Annotated in this window: 23 protein-coding genes; all 23 read right to left on the bottom strand. The window is 32.8% G+C overall.

The annotated features are described in order from the left end of the window. Nucleotides 1-5: 5 nt before the first annotated feature. On the bottom strand, nt 6-839 hold the full coding sequence (panB, locus tag CVU84_07490; GenBank protein PKM95157.1) for a 3-methyl-2-oxobutanoate hydroxymethyltransferase: 834 nt from the start codon (nt 837-839) through the stop codon (nt 6-8). Next, nucleotides 840-1703 (bottom strand): hypothetical protein, encoded by an 864-nt coding sequence (locus CVU84_07485; protein ID PKM95156.1) that lies wholly within the window; start codon nt 1701-1703, stop codon nt 840-842. 250 nt (nt 1704-1953) lie between these two features. Then, complete coding sequence (locus CVU84_07480; protein PKM95155.1) at nt 1954-2724, bottom strand: pantothenate kinase; 771 nt, start codon at nt 2722-2724, stop codon at nt 1954-1956. A gap of 258 nt (nt 2725-2982) precedes the next feature. Continuing rightward, complete coding sequence (locus tag CVU84_07475) at nt 2983-3606, bottom strand: SAM-dependent methyltransferase (protein ID PKM95154.1); 624 nt, start codon at nt 3604-3606, stop codon at nt 2983-2985. A 9-nt stretch (nt 3607-3615) separates the two neighbouring features. After that, nucleotides 3616-4053 (bottom strand): MarR family transcriptional regulator, encoded by a 438-nt coding sequence (locus CVU84_07470; protein ID PKM95153.1) that lies wholly within the window; start codon nt 4051-4053, stop codon nt 3616-3618. An 11-nt stretch (nt 4054-4064) separates the two neighbouring features. Further along, complete coding sequence (locus CVU84_07465; GenBank protein ID PKM95152.1) at nt 4065-4793, bottom strand: hypothetical protein; 729 nt, start codon at nt 4791-4793, stop codon at nt 4065-4067. A gap of 329 nt (nt 4794-5122) precedes the next feature. Further along, nucleotides 5123-5377 carry a type II toxin-antitoxin system RelE/ParE family toxin gene (locus tag CVU84_07460; protein PKM95151.1) on the bottom strand — a complete coding sequence of 85 codons (255 nt, stop codon included), beginning with the start codon at nt 5375-5377 and terminating at the stop codon, nt 5123-5125. After that, nucleotides 5370-5657 (bottom strand): prevent-host-death protein, encoded by a 288-nt coding sequence (locus tag CVU84_07455; GenBank protein PKM95150.1) that lies wholly within the window; start codon nt 5655-5657, stop codon nt 5370-5372. The genes CVU84_07460 and CVU84_07455 overlap by 8 nt, the downstream gene beginning before the upstream one ends. Nucleotides 5658-6368: 711 nt before the next feature. Further along, complete coding sequence (locus tag CVU84_07450) at nt 6369-8378, bottom strand: hypothetical protein (protein ID PKM95149.1); 2010 nt, start codon at nt 8376-8378, stop codon at nt 6369-6371. A gap of 17 nt (nt 8379-8395) precedes the next feature. Continuing rightward, complete coding sequence (locus CVU84_07445; GenBank protein ID PKM95148.1) at nt 8396-9526, bottom strand: hypothetical protein; 1131 nt, start codon at nt 9524-9526, stop codon at nt 8396-8398. Further along, the gene (locus CVU84_07440) at nt 9519-9995 is read right to left on the bottom strand and encodes a hypothetical protein (protein ID PKM95147.1); all 477 of its coding nucleotides are present in this window, start codon (nt 9993-9995) and stop codon (nt 9519-9521) included. The genes CVU84_07445 and CVU84_07440 overlap by 8 nt, the downstream gene beginning before the upstream one ends. Before the next feature lie 514 nt (nt 9996-10509). Then, nucleotides 10510-10692, bottom strand: a complete 183-nt coding sequence (locus CVU84_07435) for a hypothetical protein (protein PKM95146.1) — start codon at nt 10690-10692, stop codon at nt 10510-10512. A gap of 330 nt (nt 10693-11022) precedes the next feature. Then, the gene (locus CVU84_07430) at nt 11023-11403 is read right to left on the bottom strand and encodes a hypothetical protein (protein PKM95145.1); all 381 of its coding nucleotides are present in this window, start codon (nt 11401-11403) and stop codon (nt 11023-11025) included. A gap of 85 nt (nt 11404-11488) precedes the next feature. After that, nucleotides 11489-13723 carry an ABC transporter permease gene (locus CVU84_07425; GenBank protein PKM95144.1) on the bottom strand — a complete coding sequence of 745 codons (2235 nt, stop codon included), beginning with the start codon at nt 13721-13723 and terminating at the stop codon, nt 11489-11491. 347 nt (nt 13724-14070) lie between these two features. Continuing rightward, on the bottom strand, nt 14071-14811 hold the full coding sequence (locus tag CVU84_07420; GenBank protein ID PKM95143.1) for a DNA-binding response regulator: 741 nt from the start codon (nt 14809-14811) through the stop codon (nt 14071-14073). Nucleotides 14812-15313: 502 nt separating this feature from the next. Further along, the gene (locus CVU84_07415) at nt 15314-16471 is read right to left on the bottom strand and encodes a hypothetical protein (GenBank protein ID PKM95142.1); all 1158 of its coding nucleotides are present in this window, start codon (nt 16469-16471) and stop codon (nt 15314-15316) included. A gap of 54 nt (nt 16472-16525) precedes the next feature. Further along, nucleotides 16526-16852 (bottom strand): hypothetical protein, encoded by a 327-nt coding sequence (locus tag CVU84_07410; protein ID PKM95141.1) that lies wholly within the window; start codon nt 16850-16852, stop codon nt 16526-16528. A gap of 106 nt (nt 16853-16958) precedes the next feature. Beyond that, complete coding sequence (locus CVU84_07405) at nt 16959-17942, bottom strand: biotin--[acetyl-CoA-carboxylase] ligase (protein PKM95140.1); 984 nt, start codon at nt 17940-17942, stop codon at nt 16959-16961. A gap of 26 nt (nt 17943-17968) precedes the next feature. Continuing rightward, nucleotides 17969-18904: an ornithine carbamoyltransferase gene (argF, locus tag CVU84_07400; protein ID PKM95187.1), complete on the bottom strand. Its 936-nt coding sequence runs from the start codon at nt 18902-18904 to the stop codon at nt 17969-17971. A 64-nt stretch (nt 18905-18968) separates the two neighbouring features. Further along, nucleotides 18969-21098 (bottom strand): RNA degradosome polyphosphate kinase, encoded by a 2130-nt coding sequence (locus CVU84_07395; protein ID PKM95139.1) that lies wholly within the window; start codon nt 21096-21098, stop codon nt 18969-18971. 8 nt (nt 21099-21106) lie between these two features. Continuing rightward, nucleotides 21107-22651, bottom strand: coding sequence for a hypothetical protein (locus tag CVU84_07390; GenBank protein ID PKM95138.1), 1545 nt, complete (start codon nt 22649-22651; stop codon nt 21107-21109). Nucleotides 22652-22830: 179 nt separating this feature from the next. Further along, nucleotides 22831-23943: a hypothetical protein gene (locus CVU84_07385; GenBank protein PKM95137.1), complete on the bottom strand. Its 1113-nt coding sequence runs from the start codon at nt 23941-23943 to the stop codon at nt 22831-22833. Then, nucleotides 23933-25066: a galactosyldiacylglycerol synthase gene (locus tag CVU84_07380; protein PKM95136.1), complete on the bottom strand. Its 1134-nt coding sequence runs from the start codon at nt 25064-25066 to the stop codon at nt 23933-23935. The genes CVU84_07385 and CVU84_07380 overlap by 11 nt, the downstream gene beginning before the upstream one ends. Between the last annotated feature and the right edge of the window lie 95 nt (nt 25067-25161).

The raw sequence follows: 25161 nt of genomic DNA, 5'->3' as shown, positions 1-25161 counted from the left end.
CCTTTTCAATAAAGCTTACTCAATACCGCTTCATCTATAGAAAATGCATGCTTAGCTTCCGGGAATTCAACTGCTTTCACTTCGGTAGCGTATTGTTTCACTGCATCCTTAATTATATCAGATAGATTCGCATACTGCTTAACGAACTTTGGTGATAAGTCTGAGTATAAACCTAGTAAGTCATTGGTTACAAGTACTTGACCATCACAATATTTTCCTGCTCCAATTCCTATCGTTGGTACATTTATCGATTCCGTTATGATTTTAGCTAAATTTTCAGGTATTGCTTCTAACACAATTGCAAAAACACCTGCAGCTTCTAATGCCTTGGCATCTTCAATAAGCTTTTGTGCTTGCTCAGCATGTCTTCCTTGGACCTTATACCCTCCAAAAACATGCACGGACTGAGGTGTTAAACCTATGTGACCCATTACTGGAATTTGAGCCGCAATGATTGCCTTTACCTTATCAACTACCTGGACGCCTCCCTCTAGCTTCACTGCATGGGCTTTGCCTTGTTGAATAATTCTTCCTGCGTTTCTAATAGATTCCTCCACAGAAATATGATAGGATAAAAATGGCATATCACCAATAATCATTGCATTCTTAACACCTCTTGCAACCGCACGACAATGGTAAATCATATCGTCAACAGTAACCTCAAGTGTTGAATTATAACCTTGAACAACCATCCCAAGTGAATCCCCAACCAATATTGATTCTATTCCTGCTTCATCTAATATCTTTGCCATTGAGTAATCATAGGCTGTAAGCATCGTTATTTTTTCTTTTTTTCCTTTTGCATCTAAAAAAGATGTCACCGTAAAATTTTTACTCATTTAAATTCCTCCTTCAAATAATCTTTTTAGAGTTTCTACTTGTTCTTTTGTCTTGTGTTCTTTAACCATCTCGATCGTTTTCAGCCCCATAAATTGATAAAATTCCTTTTCTTGTGGTAACTGATCGCCAATTGCTTTTATATGATTTTTAATCGTCTGTTCGTCGCCTCTTTGAATTGGTCCCGTGAGTGCATTCACAGTATCCTTTGTTTCTATATTTTTAAGTGTTCCCATTATAAGTGGTAGCGTTGCCTCAAATATTTTATCTCTTTCCATCCCTGATTGCTGAAATAAATTGAAAGCAGCATCCAACAGGGTAATTAAATAGTTTGACAATACACATGCGCCTGCATGATACAGAGCTTTGCCTTCTTTTTCAATCATGAAATGAGGATTGTTTGTCTTTTTAAATATTTCTTCTACTACCAAACGTTTTTCTGCATCCCCTTCAATTGAAAACACGGTAGCCTGTAATTCTTTGAGTGATGTATCAATTTGAGCAAAAGCTTGTAAGGGGTGTATGGAATAGATGAAACAACCTTTTTGCTTAAGATCTACTAATATTTCTGATGAATGTGCTCCACTTACATGAGCTACAATTGTTCCCTCTGATAGTACCTTTAGTGCAGCTAATTGTCGTCCTATCTCATCTATTGAATCATCGTTTGTAGTTATCCAAATCATATCAGACTCACTTGAAAGTTCTTCTAAGCTATGAAATGCTGTACTCTCAGTCAGTTGACTCGCATTTAAGGCGGAAGCATAGGTCTTACTATAATAGCCATTTATTACAAAGCCCTTGCTCTTAAAATATAACCCTAATGATGTTCCAACCTTGCCTGCGCCTATAAAAGACATCTTCATTTTCTTCACCTCAATATATATCAAGAATCGATGGCACCGAGCAAATACACAATACCAATACTCCTCTTTTACAATAGTTATAAGCCTTCTATATTGTCAGAAACTAAAAAAGCCCCTTCATCTGGTTTACTCCAAACGAAAAAGGCACATTTTAAAATGAATAAAAAGCAATTTGTGCTGTCTCTGTCGTTTAAGATCAAAGCAGAATATAATAATTCAGTGCTAGTATGGCTCTATTCAGATGCCATCGTTATTTCTTTTGATTTTTTTCGTAGATTACCTTTAATCCCTTAAAGGTTAAATCGGGATCATATATATCAATTGCATCTGTTTCATCAACAATAATTCTTGCGAGTCCTCCAGTTGCGATTACCTTCATGTCCATGGCTAATTCTTCTTTCATTTTCTTTACAATGTATTCAACCTGCCCAATATACCCATATACAAGACCTGCCTGCATACTTGTAATTGTATTTCTGGCTAAAATACTGTCTGGCTTTCTAATTTCGATTTCCGGTAATTTAGCTGCCATCTGAAATAAAGCGTTAGCACTTATTTTAATTCCTGGTGAGGTTACCCCTACTTCAAAAGTAGCTTTTTCGGTTACAACATCATATGTCGTTGCTGTACCAAAATCAATTACGAGAGCTGGGCCACCATAGGTGTAAAATGCACCTGCCAAATCAACGATTCTGTCAGCTCCAACATCCTTCGGGGCCTCTGTGTTAACTGAGATACCCGTTTTAATTCCGGGACCAACAATGATTGGTTCACTTTTCAAGTATTTTTTAATACCATTGTTAAAGGAATACATTATAGTAGGTACAACTGATGAAATAATCGTATCTTTAATCATTTCAACTTCTATGCCCCTACTCTTTAACCAAGAAAGAATAAACAATCCATATTCATCTGATGTTCTTGGGGTTTTGGTGGTCATTCTAAAACTTCCTAAAAGGGTATCTTTGTCATATACACCAAGGGTTATGTTCGTGTTACCAATATCTATTACAAATAGCATTTGTTAATCCTCCTGTTCTCGTTCCTGTAGGATACAAGACATTTGATTTCATAATTTAGCTTTATTATATCAGATAAAAGTGAGAAATAAAAGTATTTTTTCTTGGCGGATGTTTAGAATATGGATTTCTTTATGCTTTCAATAAGTATTTAGTGAAAGTATTGTCAGCAAACATCATGTTACCTGTTACAATGTGGGTGGAGACCTCAAAAAAGCTATAATTAGGTAAAGAATTACTAAAAATTAGCTTGTTTTCCTTTAAGCTTCACCATATGCAATGAAAATACTTATTTTAGCCTCTTCACACCCTTCAATTGATGTTGTACAACATTCTCCACCCACACAATCTATTGAAATATTTTTCAAACCTGCTTCAATAAACCAACGCTTTATATCCTCTCTGTTAAAACCCATCCATCGATCATAGTGCTCGGTTCTTAGAAACTCAAACTCATGTGTATCTAAATCAGTAATAACCAACTTCCCCCCAGTTTTTAGGATTCTTTTCATTTCTTTAATAGCTGAAAGAGGGTCTTCAACATGGTGTAGATACATGTTCGCCATGGAATAATCAACGCTTTGATCTTCGATAGGTAAGCTTTCCGATTTACCTTGAAGGCAAACCACTTGAGCATATTGATTAAATTTCCTTTTAAGTATTTGAAGCATCTCATCAGATAAGTCAACAGCGATTACTTTTAAGCCTCTTTCTAATAATCCTTCAGTTATAAAACCCGTGCCTGCTCCGATATCTGCAGCAATTTTCCCTTTTTCAACCTTAGCGACATCATAAGCCTTTTCTCTAACTACTTCTGTAAAAAAATTTGTTCTCATCGTGTCCCATTGTTCTGCAACTTCTTCAAAATACCTTGTACTATCCATCTTAACACCTCATCTCTTATTAATATCTAGCGCTTCAATCAGATTTTGTAAGCTTTCGATCAGTTGAATCCTTTTATTTTCAGGAATGTCTTTAAAGACTTTTTCATAGTAAGAATCCATATCCTTTTCGATAGACTCATATACATTTTGTCCCTTCTCTGTGAGTGAAATGGTTACATATCTTCTATCTTTCTGATTAGTTACCCTCTTTACTAAATCTTTATTAACCAGGTTATTAACTGTTCTACTCATCGTACTATTATCAAGCTTTAATAATTCAGCAAGTTCGATAAGAGCAATAGATTCCTTTCGTCCAATTTCTACAACCGCGTGACATTGTGCCATGGTTACTTCGCAGCAGGTTTTCTGATACTCATCGAGACCACCAAGCCTCCTTTCCAAAAAACGCATCATTTCTCTAAGCTGTTTTGAATTTACTTCACTCATTATTCATCCTCCTATTTTGAAATCTTAAAGCCACCATCTGCAAATATTGTTTCTCCATTAATGTAATCAGCCATATCTGAAAGCAGAAACAATACCACTTTAGCGATATCCTCAGGTTGAGCAATTTTACCAACAGGAATAATGCTTTCTGAAAATTTTTTTATCTCCTGATCATCAAATGACTTCGAAGTCATACCCGTATAAGTAAAGCCCGGTGCCACCGAGTTAACCTGAATATTATGATTCTTTAAATCTAAAGCCATTGCAGAAGTGAGAGCAACCACACCTGCTTTAGTTGCTGCATAGTCAGCCATATTTTCTCGAAAAATCCTAGAACGAACACAACTGATATTAACAATCTTTCCCATCTTGTATGGTATCATTTTTTGAACCACATATTTTGAAATGATAAACAAACCTGTAAGATTCGTTGAAAGAACTTGCTCCCACTCACTTAAAGTTATTTCAAAGAAAGGTTTACAGTTTCCATAAATACCTGCACAATTTGCTAATCCATATATTTGACCATAACTACTTACTACTTGTTCCATAATAGAAGATACTGACTTTTCATCTTTTATGTCTACTACAAAATGATGATACTGATTATGGTTGATAGTACTTTTACTTGTATCCAAACCAATAACCTCAACTTCTTTTTCTAGCAACAACTCCGAGCAGGCCTTACCTATTCCCGAACTTGAACCTGTAACGACGATTAATTGATCCTTGTAATCCATAGTTACCTCCTGTAATTTTAATTAATTGTATCATACAACTATTTCATTTTGCAACTATTATTTTCAATTATTTTATTGCACCTATTTCCTGTCAATGGTTTGTGTTTTTTAGCGCTAATGGGTTCCGTTACCTTTGCTTCATCTATTGATGAACGGTACAATAGATATAAATGTAAAAAGGACCTCCTAAGATGCCCCATGTTAAAACGTTCTATTCCATTAGTTGTATATCCTAAGAAAAAATAATCGTATATGTAATGCTCATCGTTTGAGTGTTTGATTTGGTTACTGATGTAGGATTTGTATGAGAAGTTTGATAACGATACTTTTTACAAAGAACGTTGGATCAAAGAAACATAAAACACAAGATAATTTACTGGTAATAGCCTATATTCAACTTCAAGATAATTATCTAATTGATAAACTCTGCATGAAAAAGGAAACTGCGTAAGCCTAGAAATCGAATGGTCTAACACATTTACCAAATCCAATGCAGCCATTGGATTCTTTAGCGTATCAGAGATGTAATTCACAATATTCATTAAGTCCTTCTGAGCTAACGATAAATATCTTAAACTATACATTATAATTATTAGCCTTTTCAGCTATTCGTTTTCGTAGATCTGAAAATACTTCTTCATGTGAATAACGAATGTTTGTAGACTTAGCTTCCATTTCTACTTCTTTCAATTTAAGATAAATTTCGCTTTCAAAAAGTTTACGCTCATAGGCTTCAATACTCATTACAACCATGTCACCATGTCCGTTCTTAGTCAAAAATACAGGTTCTGCTGTTTCATGTACTATTCTTGATATATCTGCAAAGTTGTTTCTTAAAACTGAAACTGGTCTGATATGTGGCATACAATTATCCTTTTAATCGCTTCTTATTATTCATGAAATACTCCCTATGATATTTAATCTTAACTTCAACTAATAAATTATACTACTTACTTAGTTCATCTATCAAGGCTAATTAATCGTATTTATTACAATTCAAGATACTATAACACGAAAGAAGATTCAAACCAACGTACTTTAGTTTAACCTTCTTCTAATATACTAACGATTTACTTAAACTTAAGTATTAACTTCCACAAGACTTCCTTCGAACAACAATTTGAAATAAATGTATAAAAAACTTACTAACACTGCAAAAAATACAATCTGTCTAATAATAATAGTACAGAGATTGAATCTGCCAACATCCATACAGTCAGACAACCTGTTACAATAATTTCACTTAACATAATTTTCATTCTAATTACTGATTTTATCAATCTAATCTTAATAAACAATAATATACCACCACCAAGAGCGACTAGATACCAAAAACAAATTAGCTCCTTGTTAATTGTATACCCAAATACAGGGGTATATAATAATGAATATACTAAGAAAAAACGTTTTGTAATTTCAATTCAATATCGTTTAGTGAGTGCTTTTTTTATCAATATTCATATTTACTCCCCCTATTTATTCTCTTAAAGAAATGGAACTGTTCCAATGTCTTCCAATGTCTTTGATTTAATTCCATCATATTTTCAAATGACTATTAATATAGCAAGTTCACTTTTAATAAAACCAATATTTTTTCTTCATTAAAATAAATATAATCCCAATAATCGCGGCTACTCCCCCTGCAATCATAAGCAAAACAATACTCAATTTAAATTTTGATATCTTTTCAATTGTTAATAAATACTCTCCTGCTTCATCCAATACCATGTTTTTAATATTATTTGTTTCTAGTAATTGATATTTTTCTTTCTTTTCATTATATAAATATACAAATCTGCCTTCTATTGCTTCACCTTCAAAAGAAACTGCAACACTACATGGCAAGTTATTCCCGTTATTTAATACAAAGCTTAGTCCATTAGCCTTTTTAATAAGCTCAATATTTGTTTCCAATTTATTTTCAAAGTTAATAATTTCGCTACCATTAACCGTCATTGAGTAGTTTTCGCCTTTTATTGTAAGCTTTGATGACGTTTCTAATAATTTTTTTAATATTTCTTTTGAAACTAATTTATATTCCCTAGCTTCAACCAACAATTCATCGTGATATTTCATTCCTAAAATTAGCTCTTTATCCTTATCACTTAAATCTGCATATGCAACTTCATCATCATTAATTATTTCCACTATATCAGCTTCTCGGGAAACTGTTCCAACCTTATTTACAATAACAGTTACAGCTTTACTTATATCTCCATTGGAAACAATAATAAATGTATTCCCAACATCTTCTGCAATTATTTTCCCTTCTGGTGTTACATCTGCTATAGAGGCATCTACTGCTCGATATGTAATTTCCTGCTCAGCATCCATCGGCATTGCTTTTGCATTCAACTTAATAGTATCTCCTTTTTTTAAAACCAAGTAAGTACTATTAAGTTCAATTTTTTTAGTAGATGCTTTCACTGTAATTTCTATTTCTTTTGTTACATCTCCTGCTTTTATAGAAATTATAACCTTACCCTTTGAGATACCTTTGATCTCTCCATTTGATAATACGGTTGCGATAGACGGATCACTTGAAGAATATTTTATAGCACCATTTTCTGCTGTTGCTGGTAATGCAGTTGCGGACAAGGTTTGTGTCTTATCTATATATATTTCTTTCTCATAATTTCCTAATTCAATATCCGTAACATATTTAATATCTTCCTCTTTTATAGTCAGTACAAAACTTTTTTCTGCTACTCCACATTTTACTGTTATAATTGCTGTGCCTACAGATAGGGCTGTTATTCTACCTAGGGAGTTTACTGTTGCAACATAATCATTGCTTGAACTATAAGTAATTGTCTGATCTACGGCATTTGTTGGAATCACCGTTGCACCTAGCATCTGCTTGTCTTTTACCTTCATTTTCTCTTGGAAATCTCCCAAGTCGATTTCCTTTGCTTTTATCTTTTCTTTAACTATTAGTTCAAAACTTGTCGAAGCCCCACTACATTTTGCCGAGATTATCGTAGTTCCTGTTTTTAATGCTGTTATTCTACCCATGGAATTGATTGTGGCAACTTTTGTATTGCTTGAGGAATAAATTATAGTCAAATTAGATGCATTTGAAGGAAAAATTGATGCATAAATATTCTGTTTATCCCCTTCCGTCATCTCAGCTTTATAATCTCCCATATCTATCTCTGAAGCTGTAATTACTTTTTCTTTTTCTACCGATAATTGAAAACTTCTTATAACAGAACCACATACTACACTTATAGTTGTATATCCTTCTGATACAGCAGTAATTCTACCAAGTCCGTTGATTGTAGCAATACTTTCGTTACTTGAACTATAATTAATTGTCTGATTTGTCGCATTGATAGGGATTGGTGTTACAAAAAGCAATTGATTACCTCCTACCTTCATCACTTTTTGATAATCACCAAGATCAATATCGGTAACATCTATATTCGCAGAGCCTTCATCTTCTTCATCTTCTACATTTTCTTCTGGAATTTCTGATGCATAGCAAGCATTTAAGTAAATTCCTCCCATGACATTAGCACACTGACAGGCCAACAATATGGCTGTCAGCAAATATTTTAAACCAATTGTTCTTTTCTTCTTCATCTGCTCCTCCCATATGCTTATCTAGATAAAACTCCAAGTCCTTCTAAAACATATTCAAAATATGTCACTTTATCATACTGTATCCTTGTTTCTACTGCCATACCGTTTGAAATGTTGACTTTATCCCCATTTTTGCTTATTAGATATGTATAATCAGGCACAATTTCAACCTTAAAAAAAGAATTGGAGCTTTTTCCATCTTCACTTTGCGTGTTAGTTACATCACTGTCTATTCTTGTAACTTTTCCAGAAATTGTTCCATACACCGCCTGTGCTAAACCTGCCACTGCAATATCAACCTTATCCCCTATATGTATTCTCGGAACATCCGATACACTGACACTTGCCTGAATGGTGTACTCATCCTGCTCCGATGCAATGCTTGCAATCGGAGAAGCTGCCTGAATCACCATACCTTCCTTATATTCCGCCATCATGTGGATTTTACCTGTTGCATTGGCTGTTACTTCATATTCAGCTTGTCCGCTTCCAACTGCTGAAAGCTGTGCATCGATTAGGCCCATTTGCGTCTGACATTGCAATATGGATTCTTCCGCAGATCTTATTGCTGCATAATAGATTTCTGTTAATTTGCTCTGGTTTTTTTGCATTTCCACTACAATTTGCTCGTCCGTATAACCATAAGCCTTAAATGTACTTGTATCTAATTCATTTTGTGCTATCTGGCTGCTATATGCTTCATATTGGTTATAATATAAACTATCATCAGGGTTTGAAGCATCAAAATAATTAGCTCCGTCTTTTATGGACTCAACCAGCTTATCATATTGTTCAATCTGTTTTTCATAAATTGCTTTTTGTCCTTCTAATTGCTCACCTTGCAAATCAAGATCTGTACTTTTAATTGAAAAAAGCACGTCTCCTTTCTCTACATTAGCACCTTCTGTCATATTGATTGTGACCAACTTACCGCTATATGGTGACATTACATAATTTTTATTAGTACTTTGTACAGAGCCAGGGGAAGAAATAATATATGTTTTCGAACTTTTTATGCTCCATACGACAACAACTACCAGAAAAAGTGTTATTATTAACAAAAGAATATAGCCAAAGGCAGGCAGCTTCTTTTCGTAAAGAAGTCTGCTGTCCTTTAGTTGTTCCATTGTTTTTATATGTTTACTCATTATCTGAGCGCTCCATAAATATATCAACAATAATCTCATCATCATTTTGGGCTACAAAAATGGTATAACTATCACCTTTCAAAGGAATATCTTCTTCAAAAGCAGTTAAGTTAATTTTATCGTATGCAAATTTGAGCTTTTTCTCAGCTCCAACGTATCTTGAATACATGCAATTCTTCACTTTTATTTGCGCTTCCATTTTAAACGGTTTTTCAACATTATGTAAGTATGTATTTGACTGCCTTAGTAGTTTGTATATAATTTTTGGCTCTTGTAAGTCATTTGTTTCTATAGTGGTATATTGAATAATCGGGCCATTAGGTTGAGCACCTTTGTTTTTAAAATAGTTTTCCATTAGAAAAACTTCCTTCTCAAAACTTTCACTTTCTTTTATGTTCACCTCTTTTATTAACACATTAGTTAATTTTAGAGTTTTATTATTACTAATTTGAATTTTGTTATTTTTCATATGTCCCTCTTTCACAAATTATAGTAGTGCAAACATCCTATTATTGATAAGTTTCAAAAACATCTATAGCATAATAAATATAAACCTTTATTTTTAGATACAACGTAGTTAAACGATAAAGATTATAAACTTACCTTATTCCAACTCATCTTAATATACTTTTGTCGTTCGATATCAGTAAAGTCATAAATTTTCTAATAATGATAACTTGTTCTATAAAGTCTAAGCTTCTTCTTTTAAACTTAGCAACGGTTATATTGAAATCATTACTTTATTCCTAAATAAACAGTCTATGCTAAGATAAAATAGATTTATAAAAATCACGAGCCTCATGTATAACTGCTGTGTTGTCAACGCACCTAAAGCGAACTTTGTATCAAATTAATAAAGTTGTTGAACTAACCTGGAATCTATGCATTCACAATATTGGAATACCAATAAAACAACAGTATTTTTCGCTTTATAAAACAAGTTTTGCCAACATATTAAATTAATATCAGTATTTAAATTTTTTTCACTTTATATTTATTATTTTTATAATAAACACAATTAATGCAATAAGCATTACACCCCCAATAAAAATAATTAAAAAATCAAAAAATGACGAAGATATCTTGCTTTTTTGGGAAACTATTAGCAGCATAATTGAATTTAAAATTAATACAATTATGCCGAATAGAAAAATCATCTTATTCATTAATATATCATTCCTTTCGAAAATTTTATGCACAACATGTTATGAGAAATGCGACCTCGATCTCTTATCATTCTATAATTATATTATAGATGAAGTAAGCCTAGCATAAGTTGTCAAAACTATTTCGATATTTCACTCACTGCAGTTCTTTAAGTATATTCGCTTTTTAGTCTTTAACTTTCAATATCATTAAAAATAATATACTACTATTTATCATAAAAATAATTAATTAAAATATTTTTACAGCTTTATTATAATTATATTCAGAAACCTACTTGGAGTGATAATGCTTTTCCAAGTAGGTCTAGATATTAAGTATTTACAAGCCTTTTACCATTTTATAATAGGCGGTGTAAAGCCTAAAAAAGCATTTCCAGCAAATAATGCTTGCATCGTTGCTCCGTTGTGATTTGAACAAATCCACATATATGAAGATCCTACTCCCAAAACACCCGCATATATCACACCAGCAATGGCCCATGGAATTCCAACGCCACTTAATCCCAATAGAGCTGCTACTGATGCTACAGAAATTGATCCACCAGCAGCAAGTGCAGCTAAATCTCCACAGTTTCTTGCAGATAATGTTATTTTATAACCTGCACTATTTTGCGTAATACTAAGTCCTCCCTCAAGATATACCATTTCATCATTATCAATTTCTACATAATTACTGGGCATACTTATTACCATATCACAACATAATTCCATTACTTTTTCCTCCTAATTTTAATTTTTTTTAGCACTAGTTCGCGACCAAGTACTTAAATTTATGTAAAAGCTTATTACATACATATTAGACATATCCCATTTCATTCTCGTCAAATAGCTCTAATGTCTCTTTTTTCTCATTTTCCTCTTCCCTAATCACAAAATTACCTTGCTGCATTTCCCAAAGTCTGTAGTAATAGCCTTCTTTTCTTAATAATTCCTCATGTGTTCCACTTTCAACAATCTCACCCTGATCAATAACAATTATTTCATCACAATTCTTTACCGTTGCCAATCTATGGGCTATAATCAGCATGGATTTTTTTCTAAATTTATTGTAAATCATATCAAATATGATATTTTCTGTTGCAAAATCAAGATTACTGGTCGATTCGTCAAGCACATAAAAATTATTCGTTTTCAAGAAAGCTCGAGCCAAGGCTATCCTTTGTTTCTCTCCACCACTTAAACCATTCCCTGCTTCTTCAAGATATGTATAATACTGCATCGGAAGCTTTTTAATAAAATTATGAGCATCCGCGGCTTTTGCTGCTTCTTTTACCTCATCCAATGTAGAATTCATTTTACTGACTCTTATATTGTCATAAATACTTTTTGAAAAAAGCTCTATCGATTGAGGTACATATGAAATAGCTTTCCTGATAGAATAATTGTCATACTCCTTAATATCTACCCCATCTACCAGTATTTCCCCAGTCTCCGGCTCGTAATATTTAAGCAGAAGCTTTGCTATGGTTGATTTACCGCTACCACTGGCTCCTACTAATGCTACCTTTTTACCTTTTGGAATAGTAAAACTAATATTATTTATGACTGGCTTTCTATTTCCATAACGGAATGTCACATTTTTTATAGTTATGTCTCCATCGACTTCATCTAACTCTTGATATATACCCCCCCCCTCACCAGCCTGTTCTTTTTCATAATCCAATATCTCCGTCAGCCTTTTCATTGAAATATTTGCTTCCTGAATCTGCAATTGCAGTCCTACAAGCCTGCTTATAGGATCCATAAAATAACCTGACAAGGTCATAAAAGCCATCATACTTCCAAGAGTATTTTCCCCATTAATAACCTGCATAATTCCAAAATACATCAAAACTAGATTCCCTACTGTAGAAACCAAGCCAGATATTGAACCTTGTACATTAGACAACATACCTTCTTTGAAGGAAATCCTAAGAGATTTTATATACTCCCTCTCAATATTTTCTAATTCGGTTTCTTCATTTGCATTTCCTTTTACTGTTTCTACAGCTCTAAGGCTTTCAATTATTTGTGAATTTAGAACAGAAGCTTGCTGCATCTGCTCCTCATTAATTTTCTTGTATGGCTGCTTAAAAGTAAAGACCAGAAGGATACTAATAATCATCATAAAAAGTATAATTACAAAAAGCGGCATATTCATTCTAAAAAGAATTACACCAGTAACCAATGCCATTGATATATCCATTATTAGTGTTAGTGCAATATTAGTAAAAATGTCCTTAATTGTAAAGGCATCTGAAAACCTTGTGATAATATCACCCGTTTTCCTTGTTGCAAAAAATTTCATGGGTAATTTGTAAATATGCTCAAAATACCCTAACATCAAGGGTATATCTATTTTCTGCGACAAATATATCATCATCCACTGCCTTACATAGCCTACCATCACCTGCGTCACGCTTATAACCGAAAATATAATTAACACAAGAACCAACATATTTTTTAATTTATAAGGTAATATTTCATCCATTAGAATTTTATTAAATAGTGCAGACACAATACCAAGAGCAGTTAATATGGCAGATGCTAAAATGGAACAAATAAACAACTTCTTTTGTGGCAATAATAGTTTTAAAAAGCGATTAAAGGTCTTATCTCCTTTTACTTTGCCTGATACAAATTCCTGATTTGGAATAAGCAATAATAATGCTCCTGTAAAATCCTTGTAGAATTTATCAATTTCCAAGCGCTGTAAATCCTTTGCTGGATCACCTATAATTACATATTTTTCAGTTATTTTAAATACAACAACAAAATGACTTAATCCTTCCGTCGTTATAATATTAGCTATTGCAGGAAGCGTATATTTACTTAAGAAACCTTCCCTATCAACTCGTACCGCCTGAGATGTAAATCCCAATTCATCTGCGCATTTACTTAAGCCAATTAGATTTGTTCCTTTCAAATCGGTTCCCATCATATCACGTAATTTGGTAATGGTTGTTTCTTTTTTATAATGAAGGCATACCATAGCCAGACAAGCAGCCGCACAATCTGTTGCATCATGTTGTTTAACAAATGTATATCTCATTGTTTTCACCCTTAATATCATTAGAATTTAAGTAACCTTGAAGCACTAAATACTTCATAATAAAATTATCAATTAATAATACCAATTAAATACTACAAATATAGATGTTAATTGACATACAGATAAACTGTATTAACTTTATTTAATTATAAATTTAGGGAAATAGTTAAGAGTAATATTTATCATCTTTATCTATAATTCTTTAACTCTGCATTAACTTCCCACTCTCTCATCCTTATCTCTGTTCCTTATGTTTCTTCAACTAACCTCTATCTCATTATACAAATAAAGCAAATAAAATCAACCCTTTTGATGTAAACGACATTCGTAGGTATGTAAACGACAATTTATGAAGTCTCAAACAGATCGTTCAACGACTTAAATATAATATCTTTATATTTTCTTCCTATGGGTATGGTGGTATTCTTTTTTCTAATATATAGTATATTATTTACTTTATCGATTCTTGTTATTTGAGAGCAATTAACTATAAAGCTTTTATGACATCGTATAAATTGGTTTGTTAGTTGCTTGGAAAACTTAGTTAACGAACATTTTTTAATATCTAATTCTTCATAATGTGTTTTAATTAATAAGTTATTATTCATTGCCTCAACATAGATTATATCTTCTTGTTTAATTACATAATTAAATTGTTTTTCCTTAAGAAATATTTTTGGATCTGGTTGCTCCTCAATAATTCCATGTGTAATAACCTCTTGAAACACTTGAACAACTACATCTTCTGTAAATGGTTTCATAATAAAGGAGTGACAATGAATATTCCTAAATGCTTCAAGCTCACAAAAATGATCCCCTGTAATAAATATAATAGGTGTAAATTTATAAATATCCATTTCTCGTATTTGTTTTGCTAATTTAATACCTGAATAGTCTTTTAGGTGGATATCCAGAAAAAAAGCATCTATTCTTTCTGTCTTGGCTGTCCTTAATGCTTCTCCCGCAGCTCCAGTCTCATAAATCGCAAGCTCTTCATTAATACTTTTAACAATTTTAACTATAGCATCCCGTGTGTTTACCTCATCTTCAACAATCAATATTTTCCCCATTTTCCTCTCCTCTTTCATTAAAATAAAAATACCTCGAATACAAAACCAAGAACTGTTCGTCTATTTTTTAACAAACAATTCTAATCTGTACCGAGGGCTATTCTCTCAATAACATAAACCTACTATAAATTCCAACTTTTCTTAACGTCTTTTTTCTCACCCTCGAAATTACTCTCTATATGTTACACAATTATACATTATGCTTCTTTATTTTACAAGCTAAGATTTTAAAAAATTTTCGATTCACTTTATGTATATTTTATCAAAAAAGAAATAAGGGGTTAACTATGAATAATGTCTTCGGGGATAGAGATAAATATTTAAGTAAGTGATCCCACCCCATACTTTCTTGAAAACAATCCCTTCATGGTTTCTTCAACTTGATATTTTCAACATAATCTTATTCTTATTATGGCATAAAAAACCACGGTCACTGTCTTTTATTACCAACAATTCACCGCAGTATTTTTCATTACTAATATTGAATTAATCGCTCACACCACTTACCTTTTCCATTTGGTTAAGAATGCTGTTTTTTTAACGCTTGTACAAAAACATCTACTAATTCTCCATTAAACTGACGTCCTTTTTCTTCTAATAAAATACCAATTGCAACTTCTGGCGAGCGACCTTTTCGATAAACTCTATCTGAAACAATAGCATCATATGCATCTGCTATAGCAATTATTTGCGAACCAATCGGACTCTCATTTCCAACAAGTCCATCTGGATATCCCTTACCATCCCATCTTTCATGATGGTATTTAATGATTTGTCTCACTTCTTTGTAATCCTCAATATCTTTGAGCAATTCCCAACTAATTACTGGATGCTCTTTCATTTTTTCATATTCCTCTGTTGTTAATTTTCCAGGTTTATTAAGAATATAATCAGGTATACCAATTTTACCTATATCATGTAGTGTTGCTGCAATCTTCATATTAGTAGCAAATACTTCATCAGAATCATAATTCTCCAAAATAAGCTGGACATACTTCGTTACATTTTGTGAGTGGTGCCCTGTATAGGTATCTTTGGCATCAATTATTTTAGCAAAACTAGTAAACATAGATATAAACTGCTCTTCTGTTTTATTTAATAAGTAATTTTCATAGGTAATGTCTGACATAAATAACATAACATTGTTTTTAGCACTTAATTCTTGATCATTTAGTGGTCTGCACAAAATATTTAGTGTTTTTAACTGCCTCGAAGTATACGAGGTGTAATTTTGATTTCTTAATTCTACACTTTCACCTTTGATCGCACGATTTATTGCATCAAATAAGGGAGAGTTCATTACCGTATCAAACTCTAAAATATTTTGACCCACCGTTTTAACTGATCCAAGCACCGTACCAACGGAATCATTAACATATAATATCTCCCCATCACTTCTAAGAACTACAATTGCTGTTGGAACCGAACTTAATATCAACTTTGACATATCTTGCTCTTTCTGAACCTCAACCATTAACTTCGCTTCATTTAAAATAACCTTTTGAATATAGCGTCCATTAAAAAAAACATAGATAATCAATATTAAATAAAATAATATATTATCTACTTCCTCAATTTTACTATGAAAAATGATCACTAATAGAATAACAAAAAGATTTATAAAAACTACTATATTAAGCTTTGGATGCATCTTTAGTCGCAATAATTTGTTATCCATAAGCACCTGCTCTCACACAAAGAATTTTTTTCTAATTCAAGCATGGCTAGTCTTTTACTCTTCACCTAAATAAAACACTTTGAAATATGTCTCTAATGCTTCCCAAAGCTCTTTCTTATCTACTTGAGTCTTCCTAACCTTCAGATGGCTACCAATTTCATCATACAAAACGTCCTCTTCATCTGCAGAAGCTTCAATAAGAAGAGTGCCCTCCTCATCAAAGGAAATTGTGATCACTCCACCTACATCGGCAGTATGCATCACACATACAATCTTCAGTTCATCTTTAATACTTTGAGGAAGCTGATTGAACTCATCATTAAAGTAATATTTTTTATCATAGGTACTAGCTGCTGCTAGTACAATTGTTTCGTCAAACATATTGGCTCCCTTCTCTTATGTATTTAAAATCTCATATTCTAATAAGCATAACATAAAGGCTTAACCTCTTCAAGTCAACACTTCAACGCTTTTACATAATACCTCATTAATCTACATACCCAAATAATCCTCTAACCGATACCTCTCCTGAGTTAACCGTCACTTCTTTACCATCTTCACCACAGATAAGCAAAGCTCCGTCATAGTTCACTCTAATGGCTTTTCCTATAAAGTCCTTACCATTTACTTCTACCTTAACCTTTTTACCAATATTAACACACTCCATATTATACCTATCAGCCATAAACCCGAGTGATTCTTCTCGTAAAAATTGCTCATAGAGCTTCTCAAATTCTTTAATGATTTGAACGATTAACCCTTTACGGGGATAGCTCTCCCCCCCCTCTAAGCTTAAGGAAGTGGCAACCTCTTGAATTCCTTCTTCGAATTGTTGATTATTCACATTAATACCAATTCCAATCACAACATAATTTACAAAGTCTATTTCTGAACTCATTTCAGTTAAAATGCCACAAATTTTCTTATTTCCAATCACCAAATCATTCGGCCATTTTATTTTACTATCTAATCCCGTAATTTCTTTAATCGCTATTTTAACTGCCAATCCAGCTACTAAAGTTAGCATCGATGCATTAATAGGCTTAATAGAAGGTCTCAGAAGAAGAGACATATAGATCCCTTCTCCTTTATTTGACACCCATTGTCGTCCTCTTCTTCCTATACCAATCGTCTGTTCCTCAGAAAGCAAAAGTGCGGTATGAATTCTTTCCTCCATAGCCCTTCTTTTTGCTTCCTTGTTCGTTGAATCAATTGTTTTAAATACAAAAACCCGTTCTACCATGTTTTGATTCCCTAAGAGCTGTTCAAGTTCATATGCATCTAACTGATCGGGTTGCATCGTAAGTCTATACCCTTTATTGGTTATAGATTCTATTGAATATCCTTCTTCTCGGAGTTTCTTTATGTGCTTCCAAACTGCAGTTCTAGAAACGCCAAGTGAGTGGCTCATTTCTTCACCCGAAAGGAAATGCTCAGCATCTATCAACAATTCTAATACCTTTTGTTTCATATTCTCCACATCCACCTTATTAATCTTTACTTACCTGCAGTTGCTACCATCACTGCTTTGATTGTATGCATTCTGTTTTCAGCTTGATCAAATACAATTCTAGAATGCTTTTCAAATACCTCTTCAGTCACTTCATTTCCTTTAACTGCTGGTAAACAATGCAAGAAAATCGAGTTATCTTTTTCAGTCTTTGTCATAAGCATATCATTTACTTGATATGGTTTTAACAAGGCAACTCTTTCTGCTGCTTTATCTTCTTCACCCATTGAACACCATACATCTGTATAAATTGTATCTGCACCTTTTACACAGCCTGGATCCTCAGATATTGTAATTGTAGCTCCAGATTCTTTTGCATATTCCTTGCATACGCTTACCAAACTATCCTTTGGCCACAAAGCCTTGGGAGCTAATAAGGTATAATGCATGCCCATCTTGCTACAGCCTATCATCAAACTATTTGCTACATTATTTCTACCATCTCCGGCATAGACAAACTTTAACCCTTTAAGAACACCAAATTGTTCCTTGATCGTCATTAAGTCAGCTAATATTTGAGTTGGATGATAATCATCTGTTAAACCATTCCATACTGGTACACCACTATATTTTGCTAGTTTCTCAACCGTTTCTTGGCTAAAGCCTCTAAATTGAATTCCGTCAAAAAGACGTCCCAATACTCTCGCTGTGTCTTCTATCGATTCTTTATGTCCTAATTGAATGTCATTCTTCCCTAGGAATTCAGGATGTCCCCCTTCATCAACACAACCAACCGTAAAAGCACATCTTGTTCTAGTTGAAGGCTTCTCAAATATTAATGCAATATTTTTACCTTCAAGCAGCTCCCCCCTGATTCCCATTCTTTTCTTTGCCTTTAAATCCATAGCAAGCTCCAATAAATAGTCAATTTCTTGAGGAGTAAAATCCCTTAGGGTTAGTAAACTTCTTCCTTTTAAATTAATTGCCATAATTTCACCTCTGCATATTTATTCATTAATAATAATATTTATTCTATTACTAATGATCTTATTTGTCAAGTAGCTTCTTATCCGATTTAATAGGAATAAACATTTCCAATTCTTTTTCTTGAGTATAATCCTTTTCAGCCTTTGTCGCTAAATCTTCAAATAGTTCTTGTGCATTAACAATCGTCTTTCCTCTTCTATCAATGCGATGATATGCGTTGCTTAAGTCCTTAATTTTCGACTTAACTATATCTGATAGCAATATATTCAATTCATTTTTTATGCGTTCTTTAATCCTTTGATCCTCTATCGGAAAAAGGAGCTCAACTCGTCTATTGAGATTTCTAGGCATCCAATCGGCACTAGATAAATAAATCTCTTCTTGACCATTGTTTAAAAAATAAAATATTCTACTATGTTCTAAATATTTCCCTACAATGCTTTTTACTGTAATATTTTCGCTTACATTAGGAATACCTGGAATCAAGCAACATATTCCTCTAATAATAAGCTCAATCTTAACACCTGCAACCGAAGCCTTGTATAACAATTCTATTAATTCCGCATCACATAAAGCATTCATTTTTGCAATTATTTTGGCTTCTTTCCCTTCCTTTGCTAATTCAATTTCTCTTTCCACAAAGTTATTGAAGGCTTTTCTTAGTCCTGTAGGTGCCAAAATAATTTTATGAAGCTTCGGTGGATCTGAGTATCCAGATAAAGTATTAAAAATTGCGGATACATCTGCTCCAATTTTCTCATTACAAGTGAAAAGCCCCATATCTGTATAGAACCTTGCAGTAATATCATTATAATTGCCTGTACCAAGGTGAATATAACGTTTAATGCTGCCCTCTTCCTTTCTCACTACCAAGGTAACCTTACTATGGGTTTTTAAACCAACAAGACCATAAATAACATGACATCCTGATTCTTCTAGCTTTCTAGCCCATTGAATGTTATTTTCTTCATCAAATCTTGCTTTAAGCTCCACAAGAACCGTTACTTGCTTTCCAGCTTCTGCAGCCTCAGCTAACGCTCTTACAATTGGTGATTGACCACTTACCCTATATAGTGTTTGCTTAATCGCAAGAACCCGTTTATCCTTTGCTGCCTTTTTAATGAAATCAATCACAGGCTCAAAACTCTCATAAGGGTGAGATAAAAAAACATCTTTTCTACTGATAACCTCAAAAATGTCCTCTTCTCCTAACAGATCCTTAGGTATTTTGGGCTCATATGGTTTAAATTTCAACTTATCATAACCCTTTAAAGAATACACCTTCATTAAAAACGTGAAATCTAATGGTGCATCTATATAATAGACATCCTTCTTAAACATGTTTAAGGATTCGATCAGAATTTTAACCAACTCTTCATCCATATCATGTTGTACTTCAAGACGTATTGCCTCTCCCCATTTTCTTTTCTTAATTGATTTTTCAATTTCAAGAAGTAAGTCATGAGCTTCCTCTTCGTCAATAGACAAATCAGCATTTCTTGTTATTCTAAATGGAAACGCACAGCGCACATCATGACCAACAAAGAGTCTTTGAATAAATTTAATAATAATGTTTTCCATTAAAATATAATTTGTTACCCCATCTTGCTTACTTGGAATTTTCACATATCTAGGCAGAACTGCTGGAACTTGAACCGTAGCAAAAACCTCTTCGTTATTTTTACAAAGTAAAGCTGCAATGTTTAAACTCTTATTCAAAATAAGTGGGAAGGGCCTGCTAGAATCAACTGCTAAAGGTGTTAATACTGGATACAAAATATCCGTAAAATAATCCTCTAGAAATTCATTTTCAATTGGTGTCAGCTGTTCGATTTCTTTGATAAAGATTCCTTCCTTTTTTAGCAACGGAATGAGTGTTTTTTTAAAATGATGTGCTTGTTCATCCATCATTCTATGTATTCGTTCAGAAATGTTTTTTAGAATTTCTTTAGGTGCCAATCCTGAGAAATCCTCTTTTTCATAATCTACATTTACTTGCTCTTTTAAGGAAGCTACTCTTACCATAAAAAACTCATCTAAATTAGAACTCACGATTGATAAGAACTTTAATCTTTCAAATAATGGATTTTCATTATTTTCTGCTTCATCTAAAACTCTTTGATTAAATTCTAACCAACTCTGTTCTCTATTTTCATAATATTGGGAATTATTTAACTGTACTTGCTTCATTTAATCACCTACTCTATTTCATTTTTTACTTTAAGCACGGGTGTAATACCAAAAACCTCTTGGAAAAATGCTGCTTTCACTTTAAATTCCCATTCCTCTAATATAGACTTCTCATTTCCTACTGCTCTTACCATAAGTTCCTTATCTTTTAACTTAACGGATTGAATAACTACTTTTTGCTTATGACTTCTATCTAAAGAATTCGCAAGCTTTAAAATAGCAACTAACTTAGATACCAATACTCTATCCTTTTCTGGTAATAACCTAAAGCTTTGTTGCTGCTCTGGAACTTGATTGCTGTGATATCTACAAACATTTGCAATAAGCTCCATTTGCTCCTTTGAAAGTCCGAATATTTCTAGGGATCGAATGATATTATAAGAATGTAGATAATGCTTATCCAAACCTATAAACTTTCCTATATCATGTAATATGGCCGAACATTTAAGTAAAACTCGTTCATTCTCAAGTCCATGTAGCTTCTTAAGCTTATCGAATAGAATCAATGCATTCTTTTCTACGATTTCAGCATGTTCTTTGTTGTATTCAAATTTTTCAGCAATCACTCTTGCATTGGTAATAATATCCGCTATTGCTTTGTCCTTTTTATTAAGCTTATTTAAATCTTCATATATATCTCTAACAATACCATCATTTAAAGAAATATTAGGGATTATGATTACCTCAGATTCAATTTGATCTAAAAACTTATTAAATAACATCATAGATGGAATAAGAATTTCTGCACGTTCTTTTTTTATAGAGTACTCCCTACTTAATTCTTCTGTAGATTTACTAGCTATATTATTTAGAAGCTTCCTGAAATTGCTCTTTTGCATGATTTCTTGAGTGATATGATTGGAATCCTTAGAAGAAATAAGCTTTTTAATACTACTCATTTCGCCACCTACAGCTATAAAATGCTGGTAAGGCATTCCCTTTTTGAAAAAATCCAAGCCTTCTAAATTAACATTAATATATTCGTCTAGTATTTTATTATATTTTAGCGTCTCATTTTCAAGTGCACCTATGATTTCTTTGATTCTTAAGGCACCCATTTTTACATTTTGACTAGAGATCAGGTGACCATCTTTATAAAGGGTGATTTGTATACTGCCCGCACCTATAACAACAATTACTGCTCCCTCCATTATGATTTGATCAAAATTCTCTAACTTATATTTGATTGCTTTATGAGTAAGAAACTGCTCCTCTGAATTATCAATAACAGATATATCTAGATCCGTTTTCAACTTAATTTGATCTACAATGTATTCTCTATTTGAGGCTTCCCTTATAGCACTTGTTGCCATAGCCTTATAAACTTTTATCCCATAATCATTCATCGTACTTTTAAAGGTTTTCAAGATGTCGCACACCTTATCTACCGATTCAAAGCTAACCTTTGAATTTGTAAAGGTGTCATGGCCAAGCGCAGCAACTCTTCTAAAATTTTCAAGCTCTCTAAAGTCACCATTATTTTTCAATTCACCAATCTTCATTCTTAAAGCATGTGAACCAACATCAATTGCTGCTATAATTTCTTTTTGCACTGATGAAACCCTCCTTTACGGGATACTTTCTACTTTAATATTTCTCATATTATAACATATATTTAAATAATTTAAAAACTTTCCTAACACAGTACAAGTGAATGTAGCTGAACATACAAGAAACTGGTTGTTATGCCTCTTCTTATAATTTAGGAAAGTTAATTCATACCTACTTTTATTCATTTATCAAGAAACTCTACAATTTTTTCCCCAAGAAGTTTCATATCAATGGCTTGTTGTAATCCTTGCAAATTCTTCATCAGTGTATCTCTAACATCTTCATCAAGGCAATTAAGTATTGTTTGCTTTAAACCTCTAATGTCATCTGCTATATACCCGATACCTTTTTCTCTAATGTAGTTGCAGTTCTCAATTTCTTGACCAAGTATTGGCTTATAAACAATGATTGGTAGCGTCGATGCTATTGCTTCAAACATGGTAATTCCACCTGATTTTCCTATAAGAATATCCGCAATTCTCATATACTCAGGAACCTTATCACAATACTCAAACAATCGAATATTTACATCCTGAAGCTCTTGAAGCTTATGATATAAACCATTGTTTTTACTTGTTAACGCGACAATCTTCACATTTTTCAAATTACCTAACCATTTATAAAAAATTTCATTCCGCGGCAGTAACCCTAGGCCTCCACCCATTAATAATATTATTCTGTCCTCTGGCTTATAACCTAATTGTTCTTTCAATATTTGGGTTTCTTCATTATGAATGAATCTAGTTCGTATAGGTATCCCAGTTACTACTATTTTATTTTTCGAAATTCCTTTATTCATTAAACCTTCTTTTAATAGTGGATCTGCAACAAAGTATAGGTCATTCTCTTTGTATAACCACTCATTATTGTCTACTACATCTGTAATACACGTGAGTAATGGCATCTTACTTCTGTATTCTTTTTTATATTTAGCTAAATATCCTGTACAGCTTGGAAAGGTTGAAATCACTACCTTCGGATTTATATCGCGCATATAAGAATCAAACTTTTTGATACTGTACCGCGAAGTTGTATCAAGCTTTAGAAGGAAAAAATGCTTTTCTTTTGCGTAATAATATTTATTATATAATTGAGGCATTTGCCTCACAAGTACTTCGTAGCCTTTATACATTATTTTGTGGAAAACCGGATGAATGATTTCGTAAAAATCTACGATGTGTACTCTTAAACCACTGTTTTCAGCAAGTATATGTTCTTTAAGCGCTTGAGAGACAGCAACATGCCCTGTTCCAAATCCAGCTGTTAATATTAAGACATCAAATTTATTTTGCATATTTTATCCCTATATCGTCATTTTGACTTTCTATAAATTTTATACATAAATTAATTGCATCATCCAAGGAGTGATCAATAGAAACTTTGTACATATTTCTTTTTAAATGATTCAAAAGATTTGGCTCTTGAATGAAAGATTCAATTAAAGTACCTAACTCTTTAGGACCTCCCACTTTAACTGCAACACCCATATCAATTAGCATTTCTGCGTTTTCTTCTTCTTGACCGGGAATATAAAAAGGAATAATAATTGGAATGTTTTTAGCAAAAGCTTCTGTAACCGTTAAACCACCTGGCTTTGTGACAATAACATCAGATACTTCCATGTATTGAGATATTTCATTTGTAAAACCTAGTATTGTTATATCCTTATTTGATACCTGTGACAAATATCTTTCTTCTAAATATTTTTTTAATGTCATATTATTGCCACATACAACAATGATTTTAATAGGTGCATGAATATTTAATAGTTCTTTGAAAACTTTTTTGATTCCACTTAAGCCCATACTCCCACCCATTAGAAGCACTGTGAATTGATTAGATTTTTCCATCTTATTATCACATTCCCTAAATGATCTATGAATAGGTATTCCATAAACAAATACCCTGTTTTCAGAAATTCCTTTTTCAATAACCTTAAGCTTGGTATATTGACTTCCTACTATATAAGCATCTACTATTGGGCTAATATAACATTTATGTGGCATATAGTCTGTAATAACAGAAACAAAAGGGCCAAGATATTTTGATTTTCGTTTCAAACTACACATTGCCTTAACAATTAAAGGGTGAGTGCTAATGATCAAATCCGGTTGAACATGATCAACAATTTCTTCCAACTTGTCTTCAATTACTTTTACTGAGAATATCTCAACAGGTTTTCCTAGAAATTGTTGGTTACTCATCTTGTATATTCTTCCATAAAATTTAGGCATTTTAGTGGCAAGTACTCTATAACCATCAGATAATAAAATATCTAAAGATTTGCTTACTTCCTTAAATGGCTCATATATGGACACCTCACATCCTTGGGCAACAAGCTCATTTTTCATTGCTAATGCAACTTGATTATGGCCATGCCCAGTGGATGCAGTAAATATTATGACTTTACTTTTCATAGTAGTCTCCTGAGAAAATTGGTTTGAGTCGATTCATATTTCGATACTCATCTGCCGCTCTTCTAATCTTTATGCAGAACTTTCCTCGTCAACAA

It is taken from the genome of Firmicutes bacterium HGW-Firmicutes-1, from assembly GCA_002841625.1.
GTDB lineage: Bacteria > Bacillota > Clostridia > Lachnospirales > Vallitaleaceae > HGW-1.
This window is presented reverse-complemented; position numbering and strand designations above follow the sequence as displayed.

Bases quoted from the DNA above. Each gene is read 5' to 3' on its own strand.
- panB (PKM95157.1), bottom strand. From the start codon at position 839: ATGAGTAAAAATTTTACGGTGACATCTTTTTTAGATGCAAAAGGAAAA.
- CVU84_07485 (PKM95156.1), bottom strand. From the start codon at position 1,703: ATGAAGATGTCTTTTATAGGCGCAGGCAAGGTTGGAACATCATTAGGG.
- CVU84_07480 (PKM95155.1), bottom strand. From the start codon at position 2,724: ATGCTATTTGTAATAGATATTGGTAACACGAACATAACCCTTGGTGTA.
- CVU84_07475 (PKM95154.1), bottom strand. From the start codon at position 3,606: ATGGATAGTACAAGGTATTTTGAAGAAGTTGCAGAACAATGGGACACG.
- CVU84_07470 (PKM95153.1), bottom strand. From the start codon at position 4,053: ATGAGTGAAGTAAATTCAAAACAGCTTAGAGAAATGATGCGTTTTTTG.
- CVU84_07465 (PKM95152.1), bottom strand. From the start codon at position 4,793: ATGGATTACAAGGATCAATTAATCGTCGTTACAGGTTCAAGTTCGGGA.
- CVU84_07460 (PKM95151.1), bottom strand. From the start codon at position 5,377: ATGTATAGTTTAAGATATTTATCGTTAGCTCAGAAGGACTTAATGAAT.
- CVU84_07455 (PKM95150.1), bottom strand. From the start codon at position 5,657: ATGCCACATATCAGACCAGTTTCAGTTTTAAGAAACAACTTTGCAGAT.
- CVU84_07450 (PKM95149.1), bottom strand. From the start codon at position 8,378: ATGAAGAAGAAAAGAACAATTGGTTTAAAATATTTGCTGACAGCCATA.
- CVU84_07445 (PKM95148.1), bottom strand. From the start codon at position 9,526: ATGAGTAAACATATAAAAACAATGGAACAACTAAAGGACAGCAGACTT.
- CVU84_07440 (PKM95147.1), bottom strand. From the start codon at position 9,995: ATGAAAAATAACAAAATTCAAATTAGTAATAATAAAACTCTAAAATTA.
- CVU84_07435 (PKM95146.1), bottom strand. From the start codon at position 10,692: ATGAATAAGATGATTTTTCTATTCGGCATAATTGTATTAATTTTAAAT.
- CVU84_07430 (PKM95145.1), bottom strand. From the start codon at position 11,403: ATGGAATTATGTTGTGATATGGTAATAAGTATGCCCAGTAATTATGTA.
- CVU84_07425 (PKM95144.1), bottom strand. From the start codon at position 13,723: ATGAGATATACATTTGTTAAACAACATGATGCAACAGATTGTGCGGCT.
- CVU84_07420 (PKM95143.1), bottom strand. From the start codon at position 14,811: ATGAAAGAGGAGAGGAAAATGGGGAAAATATTGATTGTTGAAGATGAG.
- CVU84_07415 (PKM95142.1), bottom strand. From the start codon at position 16,471: ATGGATAACAAATTATTGCGACTAAAGATGCATCCAAAGCTTAATATA.
- CVU84_07410 (PKM95141.1), bottom strand. From the start codon at position 16,852: ATGTTTGACGAAACAATTGTACTAGCAGCAGCTAGTACCTATGATAAA.
- CVU84_07405 (PKM95140.1), bottom strand. From the start codon at position 17,942: ATGAAACAAAAGGTATTAGAATTGTTGATAGATGCTGAGCATTTCCTT.
- CVU84_07395 (PKM95139.1), bottom strand. From the start codon at position 21,098: ATGAAGCAAGTACAGTTAAATAATTCCCAATATTATGAAAATAGAGAA.
- CVU84_07385 (PKM95137.1), bottom strand. From the start codon at position 23,943: ATGCAAAATAAATTTGATGTCTTAATATTAACAGCTGGATTTGGAACA.
- CVU84_07380 (PKM95136.1), bottom strand. From the start codon at position 25,066: ATGAAAAGTAAAGTCATAATATTTACTGCATCCACTGGGCATGGCCAT.